The organism is Mycolicibacterium madagascariense (assembly GCF_010729665.1).
Classification (GTDB): Bacteria; Actinomycetota; Actinomycetes; order Mycobacteriales; family Mycobacteriaceae; genus Mycobacterium; species Mycobacterium madagascariense.
Map to the genome: position 1 here is coordinate 5,444,740 of NZ_AP022610.1, position 22,206 is coordinate 5,466,945.

The window sequence follows — 22,206 nt, forward strand, 5'->3', positions numbered from 1 at the left end:
CTCGCGAGACTGAACCCGACGACGTTTGACGGCGATCTTCGTCGCCAGATTCAGTCTCGGCACCCTCCTCGTCGCACGGGCATGCGAACATGTGTTCGTGTCATCCGACGCAGCGGACATCCTGCATGCCGACCTCGACTCGTTCTACGCGTCGGTCGAGCAGCGCGATGACCGTTCGCTGCGCGGCAGGCCGGTGATCGTCGGCGGCGGTGTGGTGCTCGCGGCGAGCTACGAGGCGAAGGCCTTCGGGGTGCGTACCGCGATGGGCGGACGGCAGGCCAAGATGCTGTGTCCGCAGGCCATCGTGGTGCCGCCGCGGATGGCGGCCTACTCCGAGGCCAGCGCGGCGGTCTTCGAGGTGTTCCACGACACCACTCCCCTGGTCGAGCCACTGTCGGTCGACGAGGCGTTCCTCGACGTCAGCGGTCTGGGCCGGGTGTCGGGCACACCCGTTCAGATCGGCGCCCGGCTCCGCGAGCGCGTGCTCGACGAGGTCGGGCTGCCCATCACCGTCGGCATCGCGCGCACCAAGTTCCTCGCCAAGGTGGCGAGCCAGGAGGCCAAGCCCGACGGGTTGCTCCTCGTGCCGCCCGATCGCGAGCTGGAGTTCCTGCACCCGCTGCCCGTGCGCCGGCTCTGGGGGGTCGGCGCCAAGACCGCCGACAAGCTGCACGCGCACGGCATCCGCACCGTCGCCGACGTCGCCGAACTCAGCGAGTCGATGCTCGGCTCGATCGTCGGCGGTGGCATGGGGCACCAGCTGTTCGCGCTATCGCACAACATCGATCGCCGACGCGTCGTCACCGGCGTGCGGCGCCGCTCGGTGGGTGCGCAGCGGGCACTCGGCCGGGCGGGAAACACCATGTCCGACAGTGAGATCGACGCCGTCGTGGTCAACCTCGTCGACCGCATCACGCGCCGGATGCGCAAGTCCGACCGAACCGGACGCACCGTCGTGCTGCGGCTGCGCTTCGACGACTTCAGCCGCGTCACCCGCTCCCACACCCTGCCGCGCGCGACGGCCGCCACCGACGTCATCCTCTCGGCCGCAAGGGCCCTCGTCGCCGCCGCCGCACCGCTGATCGCCGAGCGCGGCCTCACGCTCGTCGGGTTCGCGGTGTCCAACATCGACCGCGAGGGCGCCCAGCAGCTGGAGCTGTCGTTCGACGCCGAACCGGATCGGCTCGCGCTGGACTCCGCCGTCGACGAGGTGCGCCAGCGCTTCGGCAACGGCTCACTGACGCGCGGGGTGCTCCTCGGCCGCGACCCCGGCCTCGAGATGCCGACGCTTCCCGACTAGGGTCGCGAATTCGTCCACGCCAGAAGCCTTTCCACCGGCCAGGTGTTGACGATGCGATCGACGGGCACGTCGTTGTCGAGCGCGCGCTGGGCGCCGTACCCGAGGAAGTCGAGCTGCCCCGGGGCGTGGGCGTCGGTGTCGATGGAGAAGTCGCAACCGATCTCCAACGCCATCCTCAGCAGGCGTGTCGGCGGGTCGCGGCGTTCGGGCCGGGAGTTGATCTCGACGGCGGTGCCGTGGTCGCGGCAGGCCGTGAAGACCTTCTCGGCGTCGAACGTGGACTCGGGCCTGGTGCCCCGGCCGCCCTCGACGAGCCTGCCGGTGCAGTGGCCGAGCACGTCGGCCTGGCCGCCCGATACCGCGGCCACCATGCGGCGCGTCATCGCGGGCGCGTCCATCTTCAGCTTGGAGTGCACGCTGGCCACCACGACGTCGAGCCGCTCGAGCAGCTCGTCCTCCTGGTCGAGGCTGCCGTCGTCGAGGATGTCGACCTCGATGCCGGTCAGAATGCGCATGGGCGCGAACGTTTCTCGGAGTTCGTCGATGACGTCGAGCTGTTCGCGCAACCGCTCCGGTGACAGGCCGTTCGCGACGGTCAGCCGTGGCGAGTGGTCGGTCAGCGCACAGTATTCGTGGCCGAGGGCCTTCGCGGCGGCCATCATCTCCGAGATCGGCGCCGATCCGTCGGACCAGTTGGAGTGCAGATGCAGGTCACCCTTGAGCGCGGCGCGAATCTCCCCGCCACCGAGATCTTGTGCTGCCGAACGTAATTCGACGAGAGCGTCCGGTTCGCGGCCGGCCCAGGCCTGGGCGATCACGGTCGCGGTCTTCGGCCCGACGCCGGGTAGCGACTTCCAGCTGTTGGCCTTGCCGTGTTTCTCGCGCTGCGCGTCGTCGAGGCGCTCGACGACGTCCGCGGCGTTGCGGTAGGCCATCACGCGGCGCGAGTCCTCGCGGGCGCGGTCCTTGTAGTAGGCGATCTGACGCAGCGCCGTCACCGGATCCATGGGTCCAGTGTGTCAGCTAGGGGGCGACGCGGCGCCGGGGGCGGCGCTATTTTCGTGTTACGATATTCGGCGTGGATCGAGCAAGGGTCCATTCCTCGGCGCTCAAGCGGGGGTACTCCGAGGGTGACATCCTTCACGCACTGGAGCACGTACACATCGACTACGACGTAGTCGACGACGACCCGCCTCGCACCTGGGTGTTTGGGTTCGCCCCCGACGCCACCCTATTGGAGTTGATCGTGCTGCATACCGCCCGCGGTGATCTGGTGATTCACTGCATGAAGGCACGCTCATCTGAATTGTCGAAAGCCCTGCGAGCTCGAAGCGGACATTGATCATGGCCAAGCAAACCAACAAGGCCGGTGCGAAGAATTCGGCCGACAATTCGCGCCCTACTCCGGTGCAGCCCGCGAGCTGGATGATCAAGCCGATGGGTCACGCGGATGTGGACGAGGCCACCATCGACCGGTTGGTGACCGAAGCCGAAGAGGGCATCCCAGAGGAGAAGCTGCGCCGCCGGGGCAGGCCATCGATTGGACCGGAGGCCTCGAGCACGTTCTCCGTGCGCCTGCCAGACGACTTGGCCGCGCTGGTGGACGAACGCGCCGCGATCGACGGCGTGAGCCGAGGCGAAACGATGCGCCGCGCACTCATCGAATACCTGACGAGGTGAGTCGACGTCGCTTCCGGGCGCCGTCCAGGATCCGGGGCTAGGCTCGACAGAGTGCGATTCGCCTTCAAGACCTCACCGCAGAACACCACCTGGGACGAGATGCTGCCGATCTGGCAGACCGCCGACGACATCGACGTCTTTGAGTCCGGCTGGACGTTCGACCACTTCTATCCGATCTTCTCCGACTCCACCGGGCCCTGCCTGGAGGGGTGGATCACGCTGACCGCGCTGGCGCAGGCCACCAAGCGCCTGCGCGTCGGCGTGCTCGTCACCGGCATCCACTACCGGCACCCGGCAGTGCTGGCCAACATGGCCGCCGCGCTGGACGTCATCTCCCACGGCCGCCTCGAGCTCGGCATCGGTGCGGGTTGGAACGAGGAGGAATCCGGCGCCTACGGCATCGAACTCGGCAGCATCAAGGAGCGCTTCGACCGCTTCGAGGAGGCGTGCGAGGTGCTGACCAGCCTGCTCACCAACGAGACGACGACGTTCGACGGCAAGTACTACCAGCTCAAGGACGCGCGCAACGAGCCGAAGGGCCCGCAGCAGCCGCACCCGCCGATCTGCATCGGCGGCAGCGGCGAGAAGCGCACCCTGCCGTTGACGGCGAAGTACGCCGACCACTGGAACTTCGTCGGTGGCACCCCGGAGGAGTTCGCGCACAAGCGCGACGTGCTGCACGCCCGCTGCGCCGACATCGGCCGCGATCCCAAGGAGATCACCCTCTCGGCCCACGTGCGGCTCGGCGAGGACCGCGACTACGCGAAGGTGGTCGCCGACGCCGGCGCGCTCGGCAAGGAGGGCCTCGATCTGGCGATCATCTACCTGCCGCCGCCGTACGACCCGGCCGTGCTGGAGCCGCTGGCCGAGGCCATTCGCGACTCCGGGCTGACCTAAGCCCCGTCACACCCCGGCGACGTCCACCACGTGGACGCGTACGCCCGCTGCCGAAATCGCCTGCAGCTGTTCGTCGTTCGCCGTGGAGTCGGTCACCAGATGGTGAATCCGGCTGAGCGGCACCATCTTCGCCAGGGTCACCTTGCCGATCTTGGAGCCGTCCACGGCGACGACGACGCGCTGGGCATTGGCCGCCATGGCGATGGCGGTGCGGGCCTCGGCCTCGTCGAACGTCGTCGCGCCGATCTCGGCCGACATCCCGTCGGCGCCGAGGATGGCGGTCCCGACGGTGATGACCTGAAACGCGTGCTCGGACATGGGGCCGACGGCCTCCAGGGAGTTGGCGCGCACCAGCCCGCCGGTGATGATCACCTTCAGGTGGGCGTCGACCGCGCAGTCCGCGGCGATCGTCAGCGAGTTCGTCACGATCGTCATGTGCGCGCGGCCCTTGAGCGATCTGGCCACCTCGCCGGTCGTGACGCCGCCAGTGAGCGCCACGGCCTGCGGTCCCGCCGGCACCAGCGCGGCGGCATGCTGGGCGATCCGGCGCTTGATCGCGACCATGCGGTGGTCGCGCAACCGGACCGGGATCTCGCTGCCGCTCGGATCGAGGGCCCTCGCGCCGCCGTGGGTCCGCAGCAGCAGGCCCTGTTCTTCGAGGTCGGCGAGGTCGCGTCGCAACGTCGCCGGCGAGACGCCGAGCTCCCGGCACAGCACCTGGGACGCCACCTCGCCCCGGTCGCGCAGCCGTGAGAGCACCTCGCGCATCCGGTCCGTGCGCTTGATCGACATCGCGGAACTCCCTCAGACGATGGTGGCCGCGATCAGTTTTCCTGATCGCTTTGGCGCCATGCATTGCGCGCTTTGAGCGAGCTTCTCATGATCGAACGATGTCCCCCACGTCACACGCACCGGTAGTCGACCGACTGGCCGACACCATCGCGCGCCATCGACTCGGCCAACCGGTGGGCGTCTACTCGGTGTGCTCGGCGCATCCCACCGTGGTGCAGGCCGCCATCGACCAGGCCGCGGCCGACGGCGGCTACGTGCTGATCGAGGCGACGTCCAATCAGGTCGACCAGTTCGGCGGCTACACCGGGCTGCGGCCCGCCGACTTCCGCGACCTGGTGCACCGCATCGCCGACGAGCGGGGCTTTCCCCGCGACCGGGTCGTCCTCGGTGGCGACCACCTCGGACCCAACCGCTGGCAGGGTGAATCATCCAATGCGGCAATGCAGAAGGCCGAGGTGCTGATCGCGGCCTACGTCGAGGCCGGGTACCGCAAGATCCACCTCGACTGCAGCATGTCCTGCGCGGACGACCCCGACGTCCTGCCCGACGAGATCGTCGCGAGCCGCTCGGCGCGGCTGCTGCGGGTCGCCGAGGACAGCGCGCGGCGCGTTGAAACGGCCCCGGTCTACGTGATCGGCACCGAGGTGCCCGTGCCCGGCGGCGCCCACGAGACCCTCGGCCAGCTCGTGCCCACCCCGGCCGATCGCGCCCGCACCACCATCGCCGCCCACCGGACCGCCTTCGCCGAGCTCGGGCTCGAGTCAGTCTGGCCGCGGGTGATCGCCCTGGTGGTGCAGCCCGGCGTCGAATTCGACCACCAGCAGGTCATCGACTACGACAGGACGGCGACCGCCGAACTGCGCCGGGTCCTGGACGGCGAGGGACTCGTCTTCGAGGCACACTCCACCGATTATCAACGGCCAGAACGTCTTCGGGAGCTCGTCGAGGACCACTGGGCGATCCTCAAGGTCGGCCCCGGCCTGACGTTCGCGATGCGCGAGGCGCTGTTCGCGCTGGCGATGATCGAGAACGAACTCGTCGAGACCGCCCTGCGATCCCATCTCGTCGACGTCGTCGAGCGCAGGATGCTCGCCGAGCCCGGCTACTGGGAGGGGTACTACACCGGTGATGCGCTCGCCCAGCGCGTCGCCCGTCGCTACAGCTACAGCGACCGACTGCGCTACTACTGGGCCGACCCCGAGGTCGAAGCGGCGCGAAAGACGCTGCTGGACAACCTCGATCGCGTGGGCATCCCGCTGCCGCTGATCAGCCAGTTCCTACCCGACCAGTACCACCGGGTCCGGGCCGGCGAGCTCACCCCCACCCCGCAGACCCTGGTCCTCGACCGGGTCCGCGACGCCCTACGTCCCTACGCTCACGCGTGCCGCAGCACTGGAGAGGTTCATGACTAACACCCCCGTCCCCGCCCAAGCAGACGGCGGCGCCACGATTCTCGAGATCGAACAGCAGCCCGGTGCGTGGCGCGAGGTCGCCACCGGCATCACCGAGAGCGCGACGACGTTCCTGCGCGATGTGCTGGATCGTCCCGATCTGCGCGTGATCCTCACGGGCGCAGGCAGTTCGGCCTTTGCGGGCGAGATTGCCGCACCGGCGCTGCGGCGCCACCTCGGCCGACGCGTCGAGGCCATCGCCACCACCGACATCGTCGCGTCCCCGCGCGACTACCTGGAACCCGACGTCCCCACGCTGCTGGTGTCGTTCGGCCGGTCGGGCAACAGCCCCGAGAGCCTGGCGACCACGGTGCTCGCCGACGAACTCGTGCACGACGTCTGGCATCTGGTGCTGACCTGCGATCGCGACGGGCAGCTCGGGCGCGCCCACCGGGGTCGGGCGAACTCCCTCGTCGTCGACATGCCGGAGCGCACCAACGACGTCGGCTTCGCGATGACGTCGAGCCTGACCTCGATGCTGCTGTCGTGTCTCCTGCTGCTCGGGCCGGCCAGGGCCGACGACGGCGAAACACTGGCGCGCGCAGCACAATTCGTCATCAACCGCAAGGCCGATGCCCGGGCGCTCGCCCAGACCAAGCGCCAGCGGTTCGTCTACCTGGGCAGCGGCCCGCTGCAGGGACTGGCCAGGGAATCGGCCCTCAAGCTCCTCGAGCTGACGGCCGGTGAGGTCGTGACGTACTACGACTCCCCGCTGGGCTTCCGGCACGGCCCGAAGTCGGTGCTCGACGCGGACACCCTCGTCGTGGTGTACCTGTCGACCGATCCGCACACCCGGCTCTACGACCTCGACATCGTCGCCGAGATCCGCGCGCAGCTGGGGCAGGACGCCGTCACCGTGCTCAGCACCGCACCGATCCCCGCCGCCCTCGGACCCGCCGTCGTGCTGCCCGGCCTCGACGGGCTAGACGACGCCCTGGTCGCGCTGCCCTATCTGGTGTTCGCGCAGTACCTGGCGCTGTTCACGTCCCTCGAATACGGCAAGACGCCGGACGATCCGTTCCCGTCGGGCGAGGTCAGCCGCGTCGTCAAGGGCGTCACCATCCACCCGATGGACGGGGACGGACATGCCTAGGTTTCTGGGCGTCGACGGGGGCGGATCGAAGACCGCGTTCGTCCTCGTCGATGCGGACGGGGTGGTGCTGGCCCGCGCGACCGCACCGACGTCGTACTACTTCAACGACGGGTTCGACGTCGTCGAACGCGTTCTCGCGCAGGGCATCTCCGCCATCTGCGAGCAGGCCGGCATCGACCGCTCCGACATCGACGGCGCGTTCTTCGGCATCCCCGGCTACGGGGAGGCCAGTGCCGACGTCGCCAAGCTCGACGCCGTCCCCGGCCGCGTGCTCGGACACGACCGTTACGGCTGCGACAACGACATGGTGTGCGGATGGGCCGGCTCTCTGGCGGGCGCGGACGGCATCAACGTCATCAGCGGTACCGGGTCGATGACCTACGGCGAGCGCGCCGGCGTCGGTCACCGCGTCGGCGGCTGGGGCGAACTGTTCGGCGACGAGGGTTCGGCGTACTGGGTGGCGACGCAGGGGCTCAACGCATTCAGCCGGATGAGCGACGGCCGCAGGCCCCGCAGTCCGCTCTACGAGCACCTGCGCGACCGGCTGCAGCTGGCCGGCGATCTCGACGCCGTCAGCCTGGTCATCGACACGTGGAAGGGCAACCGCAGCTCCATCGCCGCCCTGGCCACCACCGTCTGTCACGCCGCCCGCGACGGGGACCCCGTGTCGGTCGGCATCCTGAGCGCGGCCGCGGCCGAACTGGTCGCGCTGATCGAGACCACCAGGGCGCTGGTCGGTTTCACCGAGTCCGACACCGTGCCGGTGTCCTACTCCGGGGGGATGTTCTCCGATCCCGGCTTCCTCGCCACCTTCCTCGCCGAACTCGGTTCGCGCGCAGGCGGTTACGACGTACGGCGGCCGCTGCTCGACCCCGCGGTCGGCGCCGCGCTCTACGCGGCCAAGCTCACCGGCCATCCGCTCAGCCCGGAAGCCGTGCACCAACTCGCCACCACGCCCGCCAGTTCTCGAGAGGTGAAGACACCATGACCACGAACCCGACCGCCGGCCACACCCGCAGCTGGATCTTCTACGCCACGCTGCTGATCCTGTTCTGGGGCGTGTGGGGCGCGTTCTCCGCGCTGCCCTCCACGAAGTACGGCTACCCGGACGAGATGATCTACAGCATCTGGGCGCTGACCATGATCATCCCCGCGGTGTTCGCGCTGCGCGGGCAGCGCTTCGACCGGCGCCCGCGCGCCGCCGCCTACGGCCTGCTCATCGGGCTCACCGGCGCGGGTGGTCAGCTGCTGCTGTTCCAGGCGCTGACGATGGGACCCGCCTACCTCATCTTCCCGATCGTCTCGATCTCCCCGGCGATCACCGTCGTGATGGCGATGGTGCTGCTGCGCGAACGGGTGTCGGGTCTGGCGGTCGTCGGGCTGATCGCGGCGTTGGCCGCCATCGTGCTGTTCAGCATCACCAGTGGCGACTCCGACGTCTCGAAGGGACCGTGGCTGCCGCTGGCGATCCTGGTCTGTGTGGCATGGGGCGTGCAGGCCTACTTCATGCGAAAGACCGCCACGATCGGGGTCAACGACGCCACCACGTTCGGGTGGATGGCCATCAGCGGGCTGGCACTGATTCCCGTCGCGCTGTTCTCCCTCGGTGGCATCCCCACCGACTTCCCTTGGCAGGCACCGGCTTTGACGGCCGGCACGCAGCTGCTCAACGCCGTCGGCGCGCTGTTCCTGGTGATGGCGCTCAGCCGCGGCAAGGCCTCGATCGTGGCGCCGACCACGAATGCGCTGGCGCCTGCGCTGACGATCGTGGTGTCGCTGATCGCCTACCAGACCCTCCCGAGCCCCTACGGTGCGGCAGGCATCGTGCTGGCCCTGGTCGGTTCGACGCTCATGGTCTACAGCGACGAGAAGCGCGGAGAGGCCCTCACCGAGGCCGTCCTGGATCCGGCTGCGGCCGAGCCGAAGAGCCGGGCCTGAACCCTCGCGCGACGTAATCGCCGCGGCAAACTATCGCGGGCGATGATTGCGGTTCGAACCGGGCGACTCAGAAGCCGTAGCGGACGAGCTCGTCCGCCGTCACCAGCCGTTCGAGCTTGGCGGGATAGTCACGGTTGCGAACGGGATAACGAAGCATCGACCAGGCGATACGGCCCATTCGAGACCGAACGATCGGATTGCTGTACACGGTGTCAACTCCTGCGGTTGGCGTCTGGCATCACCGTGGGCCCACACTAGCGCACGAACCCCGGGGACCATTAGACACCTGTGATCTGGCTAACACGCGAAGGCGCGCCGCAAAAAGATCAGATGTTTCTGGTGTGACTGAAGTGGCTAATGAGACCTAGCGCTGGGGTGCAGCCGTCGGCTTGATCGGCGCCGGGAGCGCCGTCTGACCCATCAGGTAGCGGTCGACGCCCGCGGCGGCGGCCCGGCCCTCGGCGATCGCCCAGACGATCAGCGACTGACCGCGGCCCATGTCGCCCGCCACGAAGACGCCCGGCACGGAACTCTGAAAGTCCTTGTTGCGCGCCACGTTTCCGCGATCGGTCAGCTCGACGCTGAGGTCGGTGAGCAGACCGGGCTTCTCCGGCCCGACGAAGCCCATCGCGAGCAGCACCAGGTCCGCATCCAGATCGAAGTCACTGCCCTCGACCTTGACGAACTTGCCGTTCTGCATCTCCACCTCGTGCACCTTGAGGCGCTCGACGTGACCGTTGGACCCGACGAACTCCTCGGTGTTGACCGAGAACACGCGCTCGCCGCCCTCTTCGTGGGCGGAGGCCACCCGGTACATCAGCGGGTAGGTCGGCCACGGCGTCGAGTCGGCGCGTTCCTCGGGCGGCCGCGGCATGATCTCGAACTGGTGGACGCTGACCGCACCCTGGCGGTGCGCGGTGCCGAGGCAGTCGGCGCCGGTGTCACCGCCACCGATGATGACGACGCGCTTGCCCTTCGCCGTGATCGGCGGTTCGCCGTCGTCGCCGAGGACGTCGTCGCCCTGCTGCACGCGGTTGGCCCACGGCAGGTACTCCATCGCCTGGTGGATGCCCGCGAGTTCACGACCGGGGATCGGCAGGTCGCGGAACGCGGTGGCACCACCGCAGAGCACGACGGCGTCGTAGTTGAGCCGCAGCTGCGCAGCCGTGACGTCGACGCCGACGTTGACCCCGGCACGGAAGTGCGTGCCCTCGGCCCGCATCTGCTCGAGCCGACGGTCGATGTGGCGCTTCTCCATCTTGAACTCGGGGATGCCGTAGCGGAGCAGTCCGCCGATGCGGTCGGCCCGCTCGAACACCGTGACGGTGTGCCCGGCCCGGGTCAACTGCTGCGCGGCAGCCAGGCCGGCCGGTCCGGACCCGACGACGGCGACCTTCTTGCCGGTGAGGCGGTCCGGCGGAAGCGGGACCACCCAGCCGTTGTCGAAGGCGTTGTCGATGATCTCGACCTCGACCTGCTTGATCGTCACCGGGTCCTGGTTGATGCCGAGCACGCACGACGCCTCACACGGCGCCGGGCACAGCCGCCCGGTGAACTCGGGGAAGTTGTTCGTGGCGTGCAACCGCTCGATCGACTCGCGCCAGCGGTCCTTGAAGACCAGGTCGTTCCACTCCGGGATCAGGTTGCCCAGCGGACATCCGTTGTGGCAGAACGGAATACCGCAGTCCATGCACCTGGCGGCCTGGTCGCGCAGCGCGTCGTGGGAGAAGTCCTCGTAGACCTCGTTCCAGTCGCGCAGGCGCAGCGGCACCGGGCGGCGCTGAGGCGTCTCGCGGTGGGTGTACTTGAGGAAGCCGCGCGGGTCAGCCACGAGCCGCCGCCATGATCGCGGTATCGACGTCCTCGCCATTGCGTTCGGCCTCGGCGATCGCGGTGAGCACCGACCGGTAGTCGCGCGGCATCACCTTCACGAAGTGCTTCAGTTGAGACTCCCAGTCGGACAGCACCCGTCGACCCACGGCGGAATCCGTGGCGTCGACGTGCGCGACGAGCATGCCCTGCAGCCAGTCGACGTCGTCGGCGTCGAGGCGCTCCAGATCGACCATCTCGGCGTTGAGGTTGTCGTTCAGCGTGCCGTGCAGGTCGTACACGTACGCGATACCGCCCGACATGCCTGCGGCGAAGTTGCGGCCGGTCGGGCCGAGGATGGCCACCTTGCCGCCCGTCATGTACTCGCAACCGTGGTCGCCGACGCCCTCGACCACCGCGTGGGCACCGGAGTTGCGCACCGCGAAGCGTTCGCCGACCTGACCGCGCAGGAACGCCTGCCCGCTGGTCGCGCCGAACAGGATGACGTTGCCCGCGATGATGTTGTCCTCGGCGACGAAGTCGGCGGGCGCGTCGTCCGACGGCCGCACCACGATGCGTCCGCCCGACAGACCCTTGCCGACGTAGTCGTTGGCGTCGCCGTACACCCGCAGCGTGATGCCCTTGGGCAGGAACGCCCCGAAGCTATTGCCTGCCGAGCCGTTGAACGTGATGTCGATGGTGCCGTCCGGAAGGCCTTGCCCCCCATGCACCTTGGTGAGTTCGTGACCCAGCATGGTGCCGACCGTGCGGTTGACGTTCGCGATCGTCGTGGAGAACCGCACCGGGGTGCCGTGGTCGATCGCCTCGCGGCTCTGGGCGATCAGCTGCTGATCGAGCGCCTTGTCGAGACCGTGGTCCTGACGCGAACTGCAGTACAGGTCCTGGTTCATGAACGCCGAGTTCGGTTCGTGCAACACCGGCGACAGGTCCAGCTTGTGGGCCTTCCAGTGTTCGGCCGCCCGCGCGGTGTTCAATGCGCCGACCTGGCCGACCATCTCGTTCATCGTGCGGAAACCCAACTGCGCCATGAGTTCCCGGACCTCTTCGGCGATGAACATCATGAAGTTCTCGACGAATTCCGGCTTGCCCGTGAAGCGTTCCCGCAGCAGCGGGTTCTGGGTCGCCACGCCGACCGGGCACGTGTCGAGGTGACACACCCGCATCATGATGCAGCCCGCGACCACCAGCGGAGCCGTCGCGAACCCGAACTCCTCGGCGCCGAGCAGCGCCGCCACGACGACGTCGCGGCCGGTCTTCAGCTGGCCGTCGACCTGCACGACGATGCGGTCGCGAAGTCCGTTGAGCAGCAACGTCTGCTGCGTCTCGGCCAGACCCAGCTCCCAGGGTGCGCCGGCATGCTTCTGCGACGTCAACGGGGTGGCGCCGGTGCCGCCGTCGTGCCCGGAGATGAGCACCACGTCGGCGTGCGCCTTCGACACGCCCGCCGCCACGGTGCCGACGCCGTTCTCCGACACCAGCTTCACGTGCACGCGGGCGCTGGGGTTGGCGTTCTTCAGATCGTGGATCAGCTGTGCGAGATCCTCGATCGAGTAGATGTCGTGGTGCGGCGGCGGCGAGATGAGGCCGACGCCCGGCGTGGAGTGCCTGACCTCGGCCACCCACGGATACACCTTGTGACCCGGAAGTTGGCCGCCCTCACCGGGTTTCGCACCCTGGGCCATCTTGATCTGGATGTCGGTGCAGTTCGTCAGGTAGTGGCTCGTCACCCCGAAGCGGCCCGACGCGACCTGCTTGATGGCGCTGCGGCGCCAATCGCCGTTCTCGTCGTAGGCGAAGCGGTTGACGTTCTCGCCGCCCTCACCGGAGTTGGAGCGGCCACCGAGGCGGTTCATCGCGATCGCGAGCGTCTCGTGCGCCTCGGCCGAGATCGAGCCGTAGCTCATCGCGCCGGTCGAGAAGCGCTTGACGATCTCCGTCGCAGGCTCGACCTCGTCGATGGGAACAGGTGGTCGCAGGGCGTCGTCACCGGTACGGAAGGTGAACAGACCACGCAGCGACGCGAAGCGCTCGCTCTGGTCGTCGACCAGCTTGGTGTACTCCTTGAAGATCGAGTACTGGCCGGTGCGGGTCGCGTGCTGCAGCTTGAAGACCGTGTCCGGGTTGAACAGGTGGTACTCACCCTCGCGGCGCCACTGGTACTCGCCGCCGACCTCGAGTTCGCGGTGCGCGCGCTCGTCGGGCCGGTCCAGGTAGGCCAGCGCGTGGCGGGCCGCGACGTCCTCGGCGATGTCGTCGAGGTCGATGCCGCCGGTGGGACAGGACAGGCCGGTGAAGTACTCGTCGAGCACCTGCTGGCTGATGCCGATGGCCTGGAACAGCTGCGCGCCGGTGTAGGACGCCAGCGTGGAGATGCCCATCTTCGACATCACCTTCAGCACGCCCTTGCCCGCGGCCTTGGTGTAGTTGGCCTTGGCCTGGTCGCTGGAGATGTCGGCGATGACGCCGCGGTCGCACATGTCCTCGATGGACTCGAACGCCATGTAGGGGTTGATCGCCGCCGCGCCGAAGCCGCACAGGGCAGCCATGTGGTGCACCTCGCGGGCGTCACCCGCCTCGACGACGAGGCCGACCTGCGTGCGGGTGCGGTCGTGGACCAGGTGGTGGTGCACGGCGGCGACGCTCAGCAGCGACGGGATCGGCGCCAGCGACTCGTTGGACTCGCGATCGGACAGCACGATGATCCTGGCGCCGTCGCGGATGGCGGCCGACACCTTGGCGCGCACGTCGTCGACGGCCTCCTTGAGTCCCTGCCCGCCGCGCGCCACCGGGTAGAGGCAGCGGATGACCGCGGCCCGCAGACCGTGCTTGTGGCCGCGGATCTCGTGGTCCGGGTCGACGCAGATGAGCTTGGACAGCTCGGCGTTGCGCAGGATCGGGTTCGGCAGCACGATCTGCCGGCAGGAGTCCGCGTTCGGGTTCAGCAGGTCGCCCTCCGGGCCGACGGTGCCCTGCAGGCTGGTGACGACCTCCTCGCGGATGGCGTCCAGCGGCGGGTTCGTCACCTGGGCGAACAGCTGGTGGAAGTAGTCGTAGAGCATCCGCGGCCGCGCGGACAGGACGGCGACCGGGGTGTCGGTGCCCATCGAGCCCAGCGCCTCGGCGCCCGTGCGGGCCATCGGCGCGACGAGCAGGTTGAGTTCCTCGTAGGTGAACCCGAACGCCTGCTGACGCAGGACGACGCGGTTGTGCGGCATCCGGACGTAGTCACCGGGCGGCAGGTCGCCGAGGTGGAACAGGCCCGCCTCGAGCCACTCTCGGTACGGCTGCGCGGCGGCGAGCTCGGCCTTGACCTCCTCGTCGGAGACGATGCGGCCCTGCGCGGTGTCCACCAGGAACATGCGGCCCGGCTGCAGGCGCATCTTGCGCACGACCGTCGACGGGTCGAGGTTGAGCACGCCGGCCTCCGACGCCATCACGACCAAACCGTCGTCGGTCACCCAGATGCGCGAGGGGCGCAGACCGTTGCGGTCCAGCACGGCGCCGATCACGGTGCCGTCGGTGAAGCAGACCGCGGCGGGTCCGTCCCACGGCTCCATCAGCGACGAGTGGTACTCGTAGAACGCCCGGCGGGCCGGGTCCATGGACTCGTGCCGCTCCCACGCCTCGGGGATCATCATCAGCACCGCGTGGGGCAGGCTGCGGCCGCCGAGGTGCAGCAGCTCGAGCACCTCGTCGAAGCGGGCCGTGTCCGAGGCGCCCGGCGTGCAGACGGGGAAGATCTTGTCGACGTCGGAGTGGCTACCGAAGACGTCGGTCTTGATGAGGGCCTCACGCGCCCGCATCCAGTTCTCGTTGCCGGTGACGGTGTTGATCTCACCGTTGTGGGCGACGCGGCGGAACGGGTGCGCCAGTGGCCACGACGGGAACGTGTTGGTCGAGAACCGCGAGTGCACGATGCCCAGCGCGCTGGTGAGCCGCTCGTCCTGCAGGTCGAGGTAGAACGCCTTCAGCTGCGGCGTGGTCAGCATGCCCTTGAAGACGAACGTCTGACCGGAAAGGCTTGGGAAGTATACGGTTTCGCGGCCGGGACCGTCCTGGCCCGGACCCTTGGTGCCCAGCTCGTGCTCGGCCCGCTTGCGGATGACGTACGCCCGCCGCTCCAGATCCATGCCCGACGCGCCGCCGATGAACGCCTGCCGGAACGTCGGCATCGCGTCGCGCGCCAGCGCCCCGAGGGAGGAGTCGTCGATCGGCACGTCACGCCAGCCGAGGAACGTCAGGCCCTCGGCCTCGACGATCTTGGCCACCTGCTCGCAGGCGGCCGCGGCGTCCCTGGACGACTGCGGCAGGAAGGCGATGCCCGTGGCGTAGCTGCCCGGCTCGGGCAGTTCGAAGTCGACGACCGCGCGCAGGAACTCGTCGGGCACCTGCAGCAGGATGCCCGCACCGTCGCCCGTGTTGGGCTCGGCGCCCTGAGCGCCGCGGTGCTCCATGTTGAGCAGCGCGGTGATGGCCTTGTCGACGATGTCGCGGCTGCGCCGCCCGTGCATGTCGGCAACCATCGCGACACCGCAGGAATCGTGCTCGTACGCCGGGTTGTACAACCCCTGCGCCTGGCCCTGCCCGGACCCCTGGTTGCTGGGCGCCATTCCCACCTGCCCCTTCACACCGTCATGAACGCCTGATGCTGGCGACCGTCTGGGACGGCCACTGCCGGCGGGCGACGGAGTGTCTGCGTGCAGCACTGAACGACGGGACTGCCCCACTCGCCTCGAATGCTTGAAACGATATGACAAACCCCGCCTGACATGCCAACTTAGTACGACCTAACCACGGGCTGCACAGTCTGATTCGGGCCGTGGCGCGACAGCAGTTCGTGATGACGAAAACACTTGCGGCCGTGCCGTAGTGGTGACGCGCCCCCGTAAAGGGTCTGGGCACCCCTGCGACGCACATTTGCGCCAGTGCCGGTCAGTTGTTTGCTGTCCGCGTTTTGCACGGTCTCGATGTGGTTGTCTACGGAATCAGTTGTTTGCTGAAAAGCCTGATCGGATTCTTAGACACCGGGCCGGCGGTCGCCTGGGGCGGCTGCGCCCGGCCGGCGACGGCGACAACCGGCTCCTGGATCTGCTCGTCGTCGAAGGTGGTTGTGCTGCAGGCGTTTTCGAGCGTCACTCTGCGGTGCCGACCGACGCGGCGGACGCGCGCCAGCCCACGGAGCCCGTCGGGCACGAGACCTATCTCTCAGACGGCAGCGCCGCCGCAACCTCGGGACCCAACGGCCCACAACGAAACGGACCCGCACCCCTGACGGGAATGCGGGTCCGAATCTATGGATGGTTACTGCGCGGGTGTGTCTTCCTTGACCGAACGCGCTGCCGACTTCTCGGTGGAGGCACCCTCGTTGGCCAGCTCGCCGCCGGCGTTCTCGAGGTGCGCACGCACGAACCACTGGAACTTCTCGAGTTCCGCGGCGTGGCCGATGAGCATGTCCTGCGACACCGGGTCGAGGTCCTCGAGGGTGTGAATCGCCTTGCGCGTGTCCTCGTTGACTCCGGTGTAGACCAGGTCGAGAGCGGACAGGTGCGCCAGGACGGTGTCCCGGCCGACCGAGTAGTCGTCCCACGTCCGGTCCTTGATGATGGCGCCGGGAGTGCCTTGCGGCGACACCCCGAACGCGGCAATGCGCTCGGCGGCCTCGTCGGCGTAGCCGCGCACGAGCTCGACCTGCGGATCGATCATCTCGTGGACGCCGATGAAGTTGGGGCCCACCACGTTCCAGTGCACGTGCTTGAGCGTCAGGTGGAGATCGTTGTAGGTGCTGAGTTGCTTCTGCAGGAGATTGGCCACCTCGAGGGCGTCCTTCTCCGAGATCCCGGGAATGGTGAAACCTGCCATGGAACTGCCTCCTCTTTGCTTGCTTGCCTAGTGCCGTACCCGGGTCCGCCGCGACCTACACCCCGTTAGGCTCGGTGCGTGAGCGAGATCGCACCGGGATTCGACGGGTTCCCCGAGGCCGCGCTCGACTTCTACGACGATCTCGAGGTCGACAACACCAAGTCCTTCTGGAAGGCCCACGAATCCGTCTATCAGACCAGCGTCAAGGCGCCGATGACCGCCCTGATCGCGGCGCTCGAGCCGGACTTCGGCACGGGCAAGGTGTTCCGGCCATTCCGCGACGTCCGGTTCGCGAAGGACAAGACGCCGTACAAGACGCACCAGGGGGCGTACGTCGCGGTCGGGCGTACCTGCGGGTGGTACGTCGAGATCGCGGCGCGCGGCCTGCGCACCGGGGCGGGCTTCTACGATGCGAGCTCGGCGGACCTCGCCCGGATCCGGGCGTCGATCGCCAACGAGCTCACCGGGGACCGGCTGGAGAAGATCCTGGCCAAGCTGGTGCGGGCGGGTTTCACCGTCGGCGGTGACCGACTGAAGACCTCACCCCGGGGTTACGACGCCGACCATCCCCGCATCGAGCTCCTGCGGCACCGCACCCTGACGGTCAGCAGGGACTACGGCTTCGACCCGATCATCCACACCGCGGATCTCCTCGACGCGGTCCGCGCGGACTGGAAGGCCACTCGGTCACTCGTCGAGTGGGTCGCCGAACGCCTCGGCGACTAGATCGCGCGCAGGTTCGGAATTGCTTGGCGCGCATCAAATTTCGGGTTGCGCGCCATGCCGCTGACCTCGAGGAGGCGCACCGCCCGGTAGCGATGCGGACGCAGCGGCTCCAGCAGTTCGACCATCTCGTCGTCGTCGATCCGATGCCCGAGCAGAGTCGACCCGATCACGTTGGACAGGTGGTAGTCGCCGATCGACAGGGCGTCGGCGTCACCCCACGCGCGCTGGGCGACCTCCGCCGCCGTCCACACCCCGACACCGGGCAGGGTCATCAGCGCCGACCGTGCCGCCTCCGGCGGTCGCGCCGACAACCGCTCCAGGGCGTCGGCCCGTTGCGCGCAGCCGACCACGGTCCTGGCGCGGCCCGGGTCGACGTTCGCGAGGTGGAACTCCCAGGACGGGATGCGGCGCCATACATCGGCGGGCGGTGGGACCCGCATCCGCTCGGGAGCCGGACCTGGCGCCGGAGCGCCGAACTTGGTGACCAGCAACCGCCACGCACGAAAGGCGTCCTTGCCCGCCACCCGCTGCTCCAGCACCGCCGGCACCAACGCCTCCAGCACGCGGTCGGTGCGCCCGAGGCGCAGATGGGGGACGCGGCGATGGGCCGCGGCGATGGTCGGTTCCGCGGGCGTGAATGCCGCCGCGTCGTCGAACGCACCGAGCAACGCGGGCAGCCGGTCGAGGAACTCGGCGCTGCCGTCGCCCCACGCCTCGCACGTCACGGTGCGCGCGCCGACGCGGTCGATCCGCGCGGTCACCGGCCCGCTCGGCAGCAGGCTGGTCTTCCAGATCGCGCCGTCGACGAGTTGATAGCAGGGATCACCGGGACCGCGGCGCTGCGGGGACAGCGTCATCGTCGGGCTGGCGGGCCCGGCGAAGGTGACGCTGGCAGACCGTGACACCGGCCCAGGCTAACCGACCGCGACGTCCGCCTTGTCCGCATAGAACGCGACGTGACCTGCGATCTCCGCGACCGCGGGATACGGCTGCTCGTAGGTCCAGATGACGTCGTCGACGGTCTGACCCGCCGCGGTGACGCCGTAGTAACTCGCCTCGCCCTTGTACGGGCAGTACGTGGTGGTGTCGCTGCTGACCAACGCGGAGGACACCACGTCGGTGAGCGGGACGTACTGCACGGCCGGGTAGGTCGACTCCTGCAGTGTCAGGGCGTGGTCGGTCTCGGCGACGACCTGGCCGCCGACGCGGACGACGACGTGTCGGCCCGTCGGCGTGACGGTGATGGGGTGCTCGGCAGTGGGCTGAAGAACGGTGCGTTCGGACATGTGGGAGTCAACGCGCGCGGCGGGCCCGTCCTTACCCGGGCCGAGAACATTTCCCGGCAAGCGCCCGGATCGGCGGTTGGCGGTAGCTACGATCACGCCATGAGCGCCCCCTCGGCACAGGCTTCCGTCACCATCGCCGCCGACTGTGCCGACGTGTACGCACTCATCACCGACCTCACGACGATGGCCACGCTCGCCGAGGAGACCGACGCCATGGAGTGGACGAAGGGTGACGCCGCCCGGCCCGGCGCGGTGTTCAAGGGCCGCAACGCCAACGGCCGCAAGACGTGGACCACTAGATGCACGGTCACCGACGCCGAACCCGGGCGGGTCTTCGCCTTCGACGTCACCCACACGGTCGTCCCGGTCGCCCACTGGCGCTACGACATCACGCCCGTCGACGGCGGCTGCCGGGTCACCGAGCAGACCTGGGACCGCCGACCGGGATGGTTCCGCAAGCCGGCGGGCATCGCGACCGGGGTCAGCGACCGGACGGGCGCCAACGCCAAGCACATCGAGCTGACGCTGCAGCGGCTCAAGGCCAGGGCCGAGGGCTGACCGACCCGCGCTCGGGCCGGGTCGACCCCGGTACGGCGCGGACCGTCGGGCACGCTGGTACCCACGATGTCCAGCCCGCCCGCGCACCCACTCCTCGATCCCCACGACCTGTCGCAGGTGCGCGCGATCGGGGACGACGCCGACGAGCTGTTCACCTCCTTCGCCGCCTGGGCCGAGGCCAACGGCACCGTGCTGTACCCGGCACAGGAGGAGGCGCTGATCGAACTGGTCAGCGGCGCGAACGTCATCCTGGCGACGCCGACCGGTTCCGGCAAGTCGCTGGTGGCGACGGGTGCGCTGTACGCCGCGCTGGCGCGGGCCTCCGATGATGGCCGCCGCAGCTACTACACCGCGCCCATCAAGGCCTTGGTGAGCGAGAAGTTCTTCGCGCTCTGCGACGTGTTCGGTGCGGCCAACGTCGGGATGCTGACCGGCGACGCGTCGGTCAACGCAGGAGCGCCGATCATCGCGTGCACCGCCGAGGTGCTGGCCAACATCGCCCTGCGGGAGGGCGCCGACGCGCCCGTCGAGCTGGTGGTCATGGACGAGTTCCACTTCTACGGCGACCCCGACCGCGGCTGGGCCTGGCAGGTGCCGCTCCTCGAACTGCCGCGCGCCCAATTCCTGCTGATGTCCGCCACGCTCGGCGACGTCACCTTCCTGCGGGCGGACCTGACCCGGCGAACCGGCCGACCCACGGCCCTGGTCGCGAGCGCCGAACGGCCCGTTCCGCTGCACCACTATTACGCGACGACGCCGATGCACGAGACGATCCAGGACCTGCTCGACTCGTCGCAGGCGCCGATCTACGTCGTGCACTTCACCCAGGCCTCGGCGCTGGAGCGGGCCCAGGCGTTGATGAGCGTCAACGTGAGCACCAGGGAGGAGAAGGCGGCCATCGCCGATCTCATTGGCGCCTTTCGCTTCTCGTCCGCCTTCGGTGCGACGCTGTCGCGCCTGGTCCGCCACGGCATCGGCGTGCACCACGCCGGCATGCTGCCCAAGTACCGACGCCTCGTCGAACAGTTGGCCCAGGCCGGGCTGCTCAAGGTCATCTGCGGCACCGACACCCTGGGTGTGGGCATCAACGTGCCGATCAGGACCGTGCTGTTCTCCGCGCTGTCGAAGTACGACGGCACCCGCACGCGGCTGCTCAACGCCCGTGAGTTCCATCAGATCGCCGGCCGGGCGGGCCGAGCGGGTTACGACACGGCGGGCACCGTCGTCGTGCAGGCGCCCGAGCACGAGGTGGAGAACCTCAAGCAGTTCGCCAAGGTTGCCGACGATCCGAAGAAGCGTCGAAAGCTGGTGCGCCGCAAGGTACCCGAGGGCATGGTGCCGTGGAGCGAGTCGACCATGACCCGCCTCGTCGCGGCCACCCCCGAACCCCTGGTCAGCCACATGCGCATCTCGACGGGAATGATCCTGGACGTCGTGGCCCGACCCGGTGACCCGTTCCTCGCCATGCGCCGGCTGCTGACCGACAACCACGAACCGCGCGCACGCCAGCTGCGCTTGATCCGCGAGGCGGTCGGGATCGCCCGCTCGCTGCTGCAGGCCGGCGTGCTGCAGCGGCTCGACCACCCCGAGCCCGATGGGCGGCGCTATCGACTCACGGTCGACCTGCCGCCGGACTTCGCTCTCAACCAACCGCTGTCGACGTTCGCGCTCGCGGCGATCGACGTACTGGACCCCGGCTCGGAAACCCATGCGCTGGACGTCGTTTCGGTGATCGAGGCGACTCTGGAGGATCCCCGGCAGATTCTGGCTGCACAGTTGGACAAGGCCAGGGGCGAGGCCGTGGCGGCCATGAAGGCCGAGGGGATCGAATACGACGAGCGCATGGCGCTGCTCGACGACGTCACGTACCCCAAGCCGCTCGAGGACGTGCTCGGCCAGGCCTTCGACGTGTACCTGCAGAGCAACCCGTGGGCCGCCGACGGGCATCTGTCCCCCAAGTCCATCGTGCGCGAGATGTGGGAGCGCGCGTTCACCTTTCGTGAGTTCGTCAGCGTCTACGGGTTGACCCGGTCGGAGGGTGCGGTGCTGCGCTACCTGTCCGACGCGTTCAAGGCATTGCGGTCCGGTGTGCCCGCGGGCGCCAGGACCGAGGAGGTCACCGACGTCGTCGAATGGCTCGGCGAGCTGGTCCGTCAGGTGGACTCCAGCCTGCTCGACGAGTGGGAGCAGCTGACCAGCCCCGACCAGCCGCTGGACGCGCCCGTCGCGGTGCCCGCCCGGCCACGGCCGCTGACCGGCAACCAGCGCGCGTTCACCGCCATGGTGCGCAATGCGCTCTTCCGGCGGGTCGAGCTGTTCGCCCGGCGCCGCTGGTACGACCTCGGCCAACTCGACGGCGCCTCCGGGTGGACCTCCGAGCGGTGGCAGGACGTCGGGGAGGAGTACTTCACCGAGCACGACGAGGTCGGTACCGGCGCCGACGCCCGAGGTCCCGCGCTGCTGATCATCGATCGGCATCCGGACGTCTGGCGGATCAGGCAGATCCTCGACGACCCCGCGGGTGATCACGACTGGGGTCTCGACGTCGAGGTCGATCTCGCGCGCTCCGACGACGAGGGCGTCCCGGTCATCCGCCTCGTCGACGCGGGACTGCTTGGCTGAGCGCTGATCTCGCCGACGGAGACGATCCGCCAGTGACTTCAGAAGACGACTGAACACGGCGGCGAAGTTACCGCCGACGACCACCGCCGTGCCGTCCGATCGGCCCGCCGGCGGCAGCACCTGTGGATGAACGACCGCCTGTGGATGGATTCCGTGTCGCGCCGTCGTCGGGCC

General features: G+C 68.8%; 18 protein-coding genes. 10 read left to right on the forward strand and 8 right to left on the reverse strand.

Translation table 11 applies throughout. The annotated features are described in order from the left end of the window. Positions 1 to 91: 91 nt before the first annotated feature. The gene (dinB, locus tag G6N60_RS25890; protein WP_163742772.1) at positions 92 to 1,300 is read left to right on the forward strand and encodes a DNA polymerase IV; all 1,209 of its coding nucleotides are present in this window, start codon (positions 92 to 94) and stop codon (positions 1,298 to 1,300) included. Here the strand turns inward: dinB and G6N60_RS25895 are convergent. Next, on the reverse strand, positions 1,297 to 2,307 hold the full coding sequence (locus G6N60_RS25895; protein WP_163742775.1) for a PHP domain-containing protein: 1,011 nt from the start codon (positions 2,305 to 2,307) through the stop codon (positions 1,297 to 1,299). The two genes, dinB and G6N60_RS25895, sit on opposite strands and share 4 nt — an antisense overlap. Positions 2,308 to 2,644: 337 nt before the next feature. Here G6N60_RS25895 and G6N60_RS25900 point away from each other — a divergent pair, with 337 nt between their 5' ends. Beyond that, entirely contained in the window at positions 2,645 to 2,980 is a 336-nt protein-coding gene (locus G6N60_RS25900; protein WP_246241322.1) for a ribbon-helix-helix domain-containing protein, read from the forward strand. A 51-nt stretch (positions 2,981 to 3,031) separates the two neighbouring features. Further along, positions 3,032 to 3,877 carry an LLM class F420-dependent oxidoreductase gene (locus G6N60_RS25905; protein ID WP_163742777.1) on the forward strand — a complete coding sequence of 282 codons (846 nt, stop codon included), beginning with the start codon at positions 3,032 to 3,034 and terminating at the stop codon, positions 3,875 to 3,877. 6 nt (positions 3,878 to 3,883) lie between these two features. Here the strand turns inward: G6N60_RS25905 and G6N60_RS25910 are convergent, their stop codons facing one another. Then, positions 3,884 to 4,669, reverse strand: a complete 786-nt coding sequence (locus tag G6N60_RS25910; protein WP_163742779.1) for a DeoR/GlpR family DNA-binding transcription regulator — start codon at positions 4,667 to 4,669, stop codon at positions 3,884 to 3,886. Between the two features lie 98 nt (positions 4,670 to 4,767). Between G6N60_RS25910 and G6N60_RS25915 the strand changes: the two genes are divergently transcribed. Genes G6N60_RS25915 through G6N60_RS25930 form a run of 4 tightly spaced genes read left to right on the forward strand, consistent with a single transcriptional unit; the run spans position 4,768 to position 9,151 of the window. Continuing rightward, positions 4,768 to 6,081 carry a D-tagatose-bisphosphate aldolase, class II, non-catalytic subunit gene (locus tag G6N60_RS25915; protein ID WP_163742781.1) on the forward strand — a complete coding sequence of 438 codons (1,314 nt, stop codon included), beginning with the start codon at positions 4,768 to 4,770 and terminating at the stop codon, positions 6,079 to 6,081. After that, positions 6,074 to 7,213: an SIS domain-containing protein gene (locus G6N60_RS25920; protein WP_163742783.1), complete on the forward strand. Its 1,140-nt coding sequence runs from the start codon at positions 6,074 to 6,076 to the stop codon at positions 7,211 to 7,213. Before G6N60_RS25915 ends, G6N60_RS25920 begins: the two co-directional genes overlap by 8 nt. Continuing rightward, positions 7,206 to 8,201 (forward strand): N-acetylglucosamine kinase, encoded by a 996-nt coding sequence (locus tag G6N60_RS25925; protein ID WP_163742784.1) that lies wholly within the window; start codon positions 7,206 to 7,208, stop codon positions 8,199 to 8,201. Before G6N60_RS25920 ends, G6N60_RS25925 begins: the two co-directional genes overlap by 8 nt. Further along, positions 8,198 to 9,151, forward strand: a complete 954-nt coding sequence (locus G6N60_RS25930) for a DMT family transporter (protein WP_163742785.1) — start codon at positions 8,198 to 8,200, stop codon at positions 9,149 to 9,151. The genes G6N60_RS25925 and G6N60_RS25930 overlap by 4 nt, the downstream gene beginning before the upstream one ends. A 364-nt stretch (positions 9,152 to 9,515) precedes the next feature. Here G6N60_RS25930 and G6N60_RS25935 read toward each other — a convergent pair whose 3' ends face one another. The 4 genes from G6N60_RS25935 to G6N60_RS25950 form a co-directional block, all read right to left on the reverse strand. After that, entirely contained in the window at positions 9,516 to 10,982 is a 1,467-nt protein-coding gene (locus G6N60_RS25935; protein WP_163742786.1) for a glutamate synthase subunit beta, read from the reverse strand. Beyond that, positions 10,975 to 15,591 (reverse strand): glutamate synthase large subunit, encoded by a 4,617-nt coding sequence (gene gltB / locus G6N60_RS25940; protein ID WP_163742787.1) that lies wholly within the window; start codon positions 15,589 to 15,591, stop codon positions 10,975 to 10,977. Before gltB ends, G6N60_RS25935 begins: the two co-directional genes overlap by 8 nt. 367 nt (positions 15,592 to 15,958) lie before the next feature. Next, entirely contained in the window at positions 15,959 to 16,117 is a 159-nt protein-coding gene (locus tag G6N60_RS25945) for a hypothetical protein (protein WP_163742788.1), read from the reverse strand. A 165-nt stretch (positions 16,118 to 16,282) separates the two neighbouring features. Then, entirely contained in the window at positions 16,283 to 16,840 is a 558-nt protein-coding gene (locus tag G6N60_RS25950; RefSeq protein ID WP_163742789.1) for a Dps family protein, read from the reverse strand. Between the two features lie 78 nt (positions 16,841 to 16,918). Between G6N60_RS25950 and G6N60_RS25955 the strand changes: the two genes are divergently transcribed. Further along, positions 16,919 to 17,566 carry a DUF2461 domain-containing protein gene (locus tag G6N60_RS25955; RefSeq protein WP_163742790.1) on the forward strand — a complete coding sequence of 216 codons (648 nt, stop codon included), beginning with the start codon at positions 16,919 to 16,921 and terminating at the stop codon, positions 17,564 to 17,566. On the opposite strand, the gene G6N60_RS25960 is transcribed toward G6N60_RS25955, so the two are convergent. Together G6N60_RS25960 and G6N60_RS25965 are read right to left on the reverse strand one after the other, a co-directional pair. After that, on the reverse strand, positions 17,563 to 18,423 hold the full coding sequence (locus tag G6N60_RS25960; protein WP_179969821.1) for a DNA-3-methyladenine glycosylase family protein: 861 nt from the start codon (positions 18,421 to 18,423) through the stop codon (positions 17,563 to 17,565). The genes G6N60_RS25955 and G6N60_RS25960 overlap by 4 nt on opposite strands. A gap of 57 nt (positions 18,424 to 18,480) precedes the next feature. Further along, a complete protein-coding gene (locus G6N60_RS25965; protein ID WP_163742793.1) occupies positions 18,481 to 18,852 on the reverse strand; it encodes a DUF427 domain-containing protein in 372 nt (123 codons plus the stop codon). A gap of 99 nt (positions 18,853 to 18,951) precedes the next feature. On the opposite strand from G6N60_RS25965, the gene G6N60_RS25970 reads away from it, so the two are divergent. Next, positions 18,952 to 19,410, forward strand: a complete 459-nt coding sequence (locus G6N60_RS25970) for an SRPBCC family protein (protein WP_163742794.1) — start codon at positions 18,952 to 18,954, stop codon at positions 19,408 to 19,410. Positions 19,411 to 19,476: 66 nt separating this feature from the next. Further along, entirely contained in the window at positions 19,477 to 22,032 is a 2,556-nt protein-coding gene (locus G6N60_RS25975) for a DEAD/DEAH box helicase (RefSeq protein ID WP_163742795.1), read from the forward strand. Positions 22,033 to 22,206 lie beyond the last annotated feature (174 nt).

Coding starts and splice junctions, on each gene's coding strand:
- G6N60_RS25895 (WP_163742775.1), bottom strand. CDS start 2,307: ATGGATCCGGTGACGGCGCTGCGTCAGATCGCCTACTACAAGGACCGC.
- G6N60_RS25900 (WP_246241322.1), top strand. CDS start 2,645: ATGGCCAAGCAAACCAACAAGGCCGGTGCGAAGAATTCGGCCGACAAT.
- G6N60_RS25910 (WP_163742779.1), bottom strand. CDS start 4,669: ATGTCGATCAAGCGCACGGACCGGATGCGCGAGGTGCTCTCACGGCTG.
- G6N60_RS25915 (WP_163742781.1), top strand. CDS start 4,768: ATGTCCCCCACGTCACACGCACCGGTAGTCGACCGACTGGCCGACACC.
- G6N60_RS25920 (WP_163742783.1), top strand. CDS start 6,074: ATGACTAACACCCCCGTCCCCGCCCAAGCAGACGGCGGCGCCACGATT.
- G6N60_RS25925 (WP_163742784.1), top strand. CDS start 7,206: ATGCCTAGGTTTCTGGGCGTCGACGGGGGCGGATCGAAGACCGCGTTC.
- G6N60_RS25930 (WP_163742785.1), top strand. CDS start 8,198: ATGACCACGAACCCGACCGCCGGCCACACCCGCAGCTGGATCTTCTAC.
- gltB (WP_163742787.1), bottom strand. CDS start 15,591: ATGGCGCCCAGCAACCAGGGGTCCGGGCAGGGCCAGGCGCAGGGGTTG.
- G6N60_RS25950 (WP_163742789.1), bottom strand. CDS start 16,840: ATGGCAGGTTTCACCATTCCCGGGATCTCGGAGAAGGACGCCCTCGAG.
- G6N60_RS25960 (WP_179969821.1), bottom strand. CDS start 18,423: ATGACGCTGTCCCCGCAGCGCCGCGGTCCCGGTGATCCCTGCTATCAA.
- G6N60_RS25965 (WP_163742793.1), bottom strand. CDS start 18,852: ATGTCCGAACGCACCGTTCTTCAGCCCACTGCCGAGCACCCCATCACC.
- G6N60_RS25970 (WP_163742794.1), top strand. CDS start 18,952: ATGAGCGCCCCCTCGGCACAGGCTTCCGTCACCATCGCCGCCGACTGT.
- G6N60_RS25975 (WP_163742795.1), top strand. CDS start 19,477: ATGTCCAGCCCGCCCGCGCACCCACTCCTCGATCCCCACGACCTGTCG.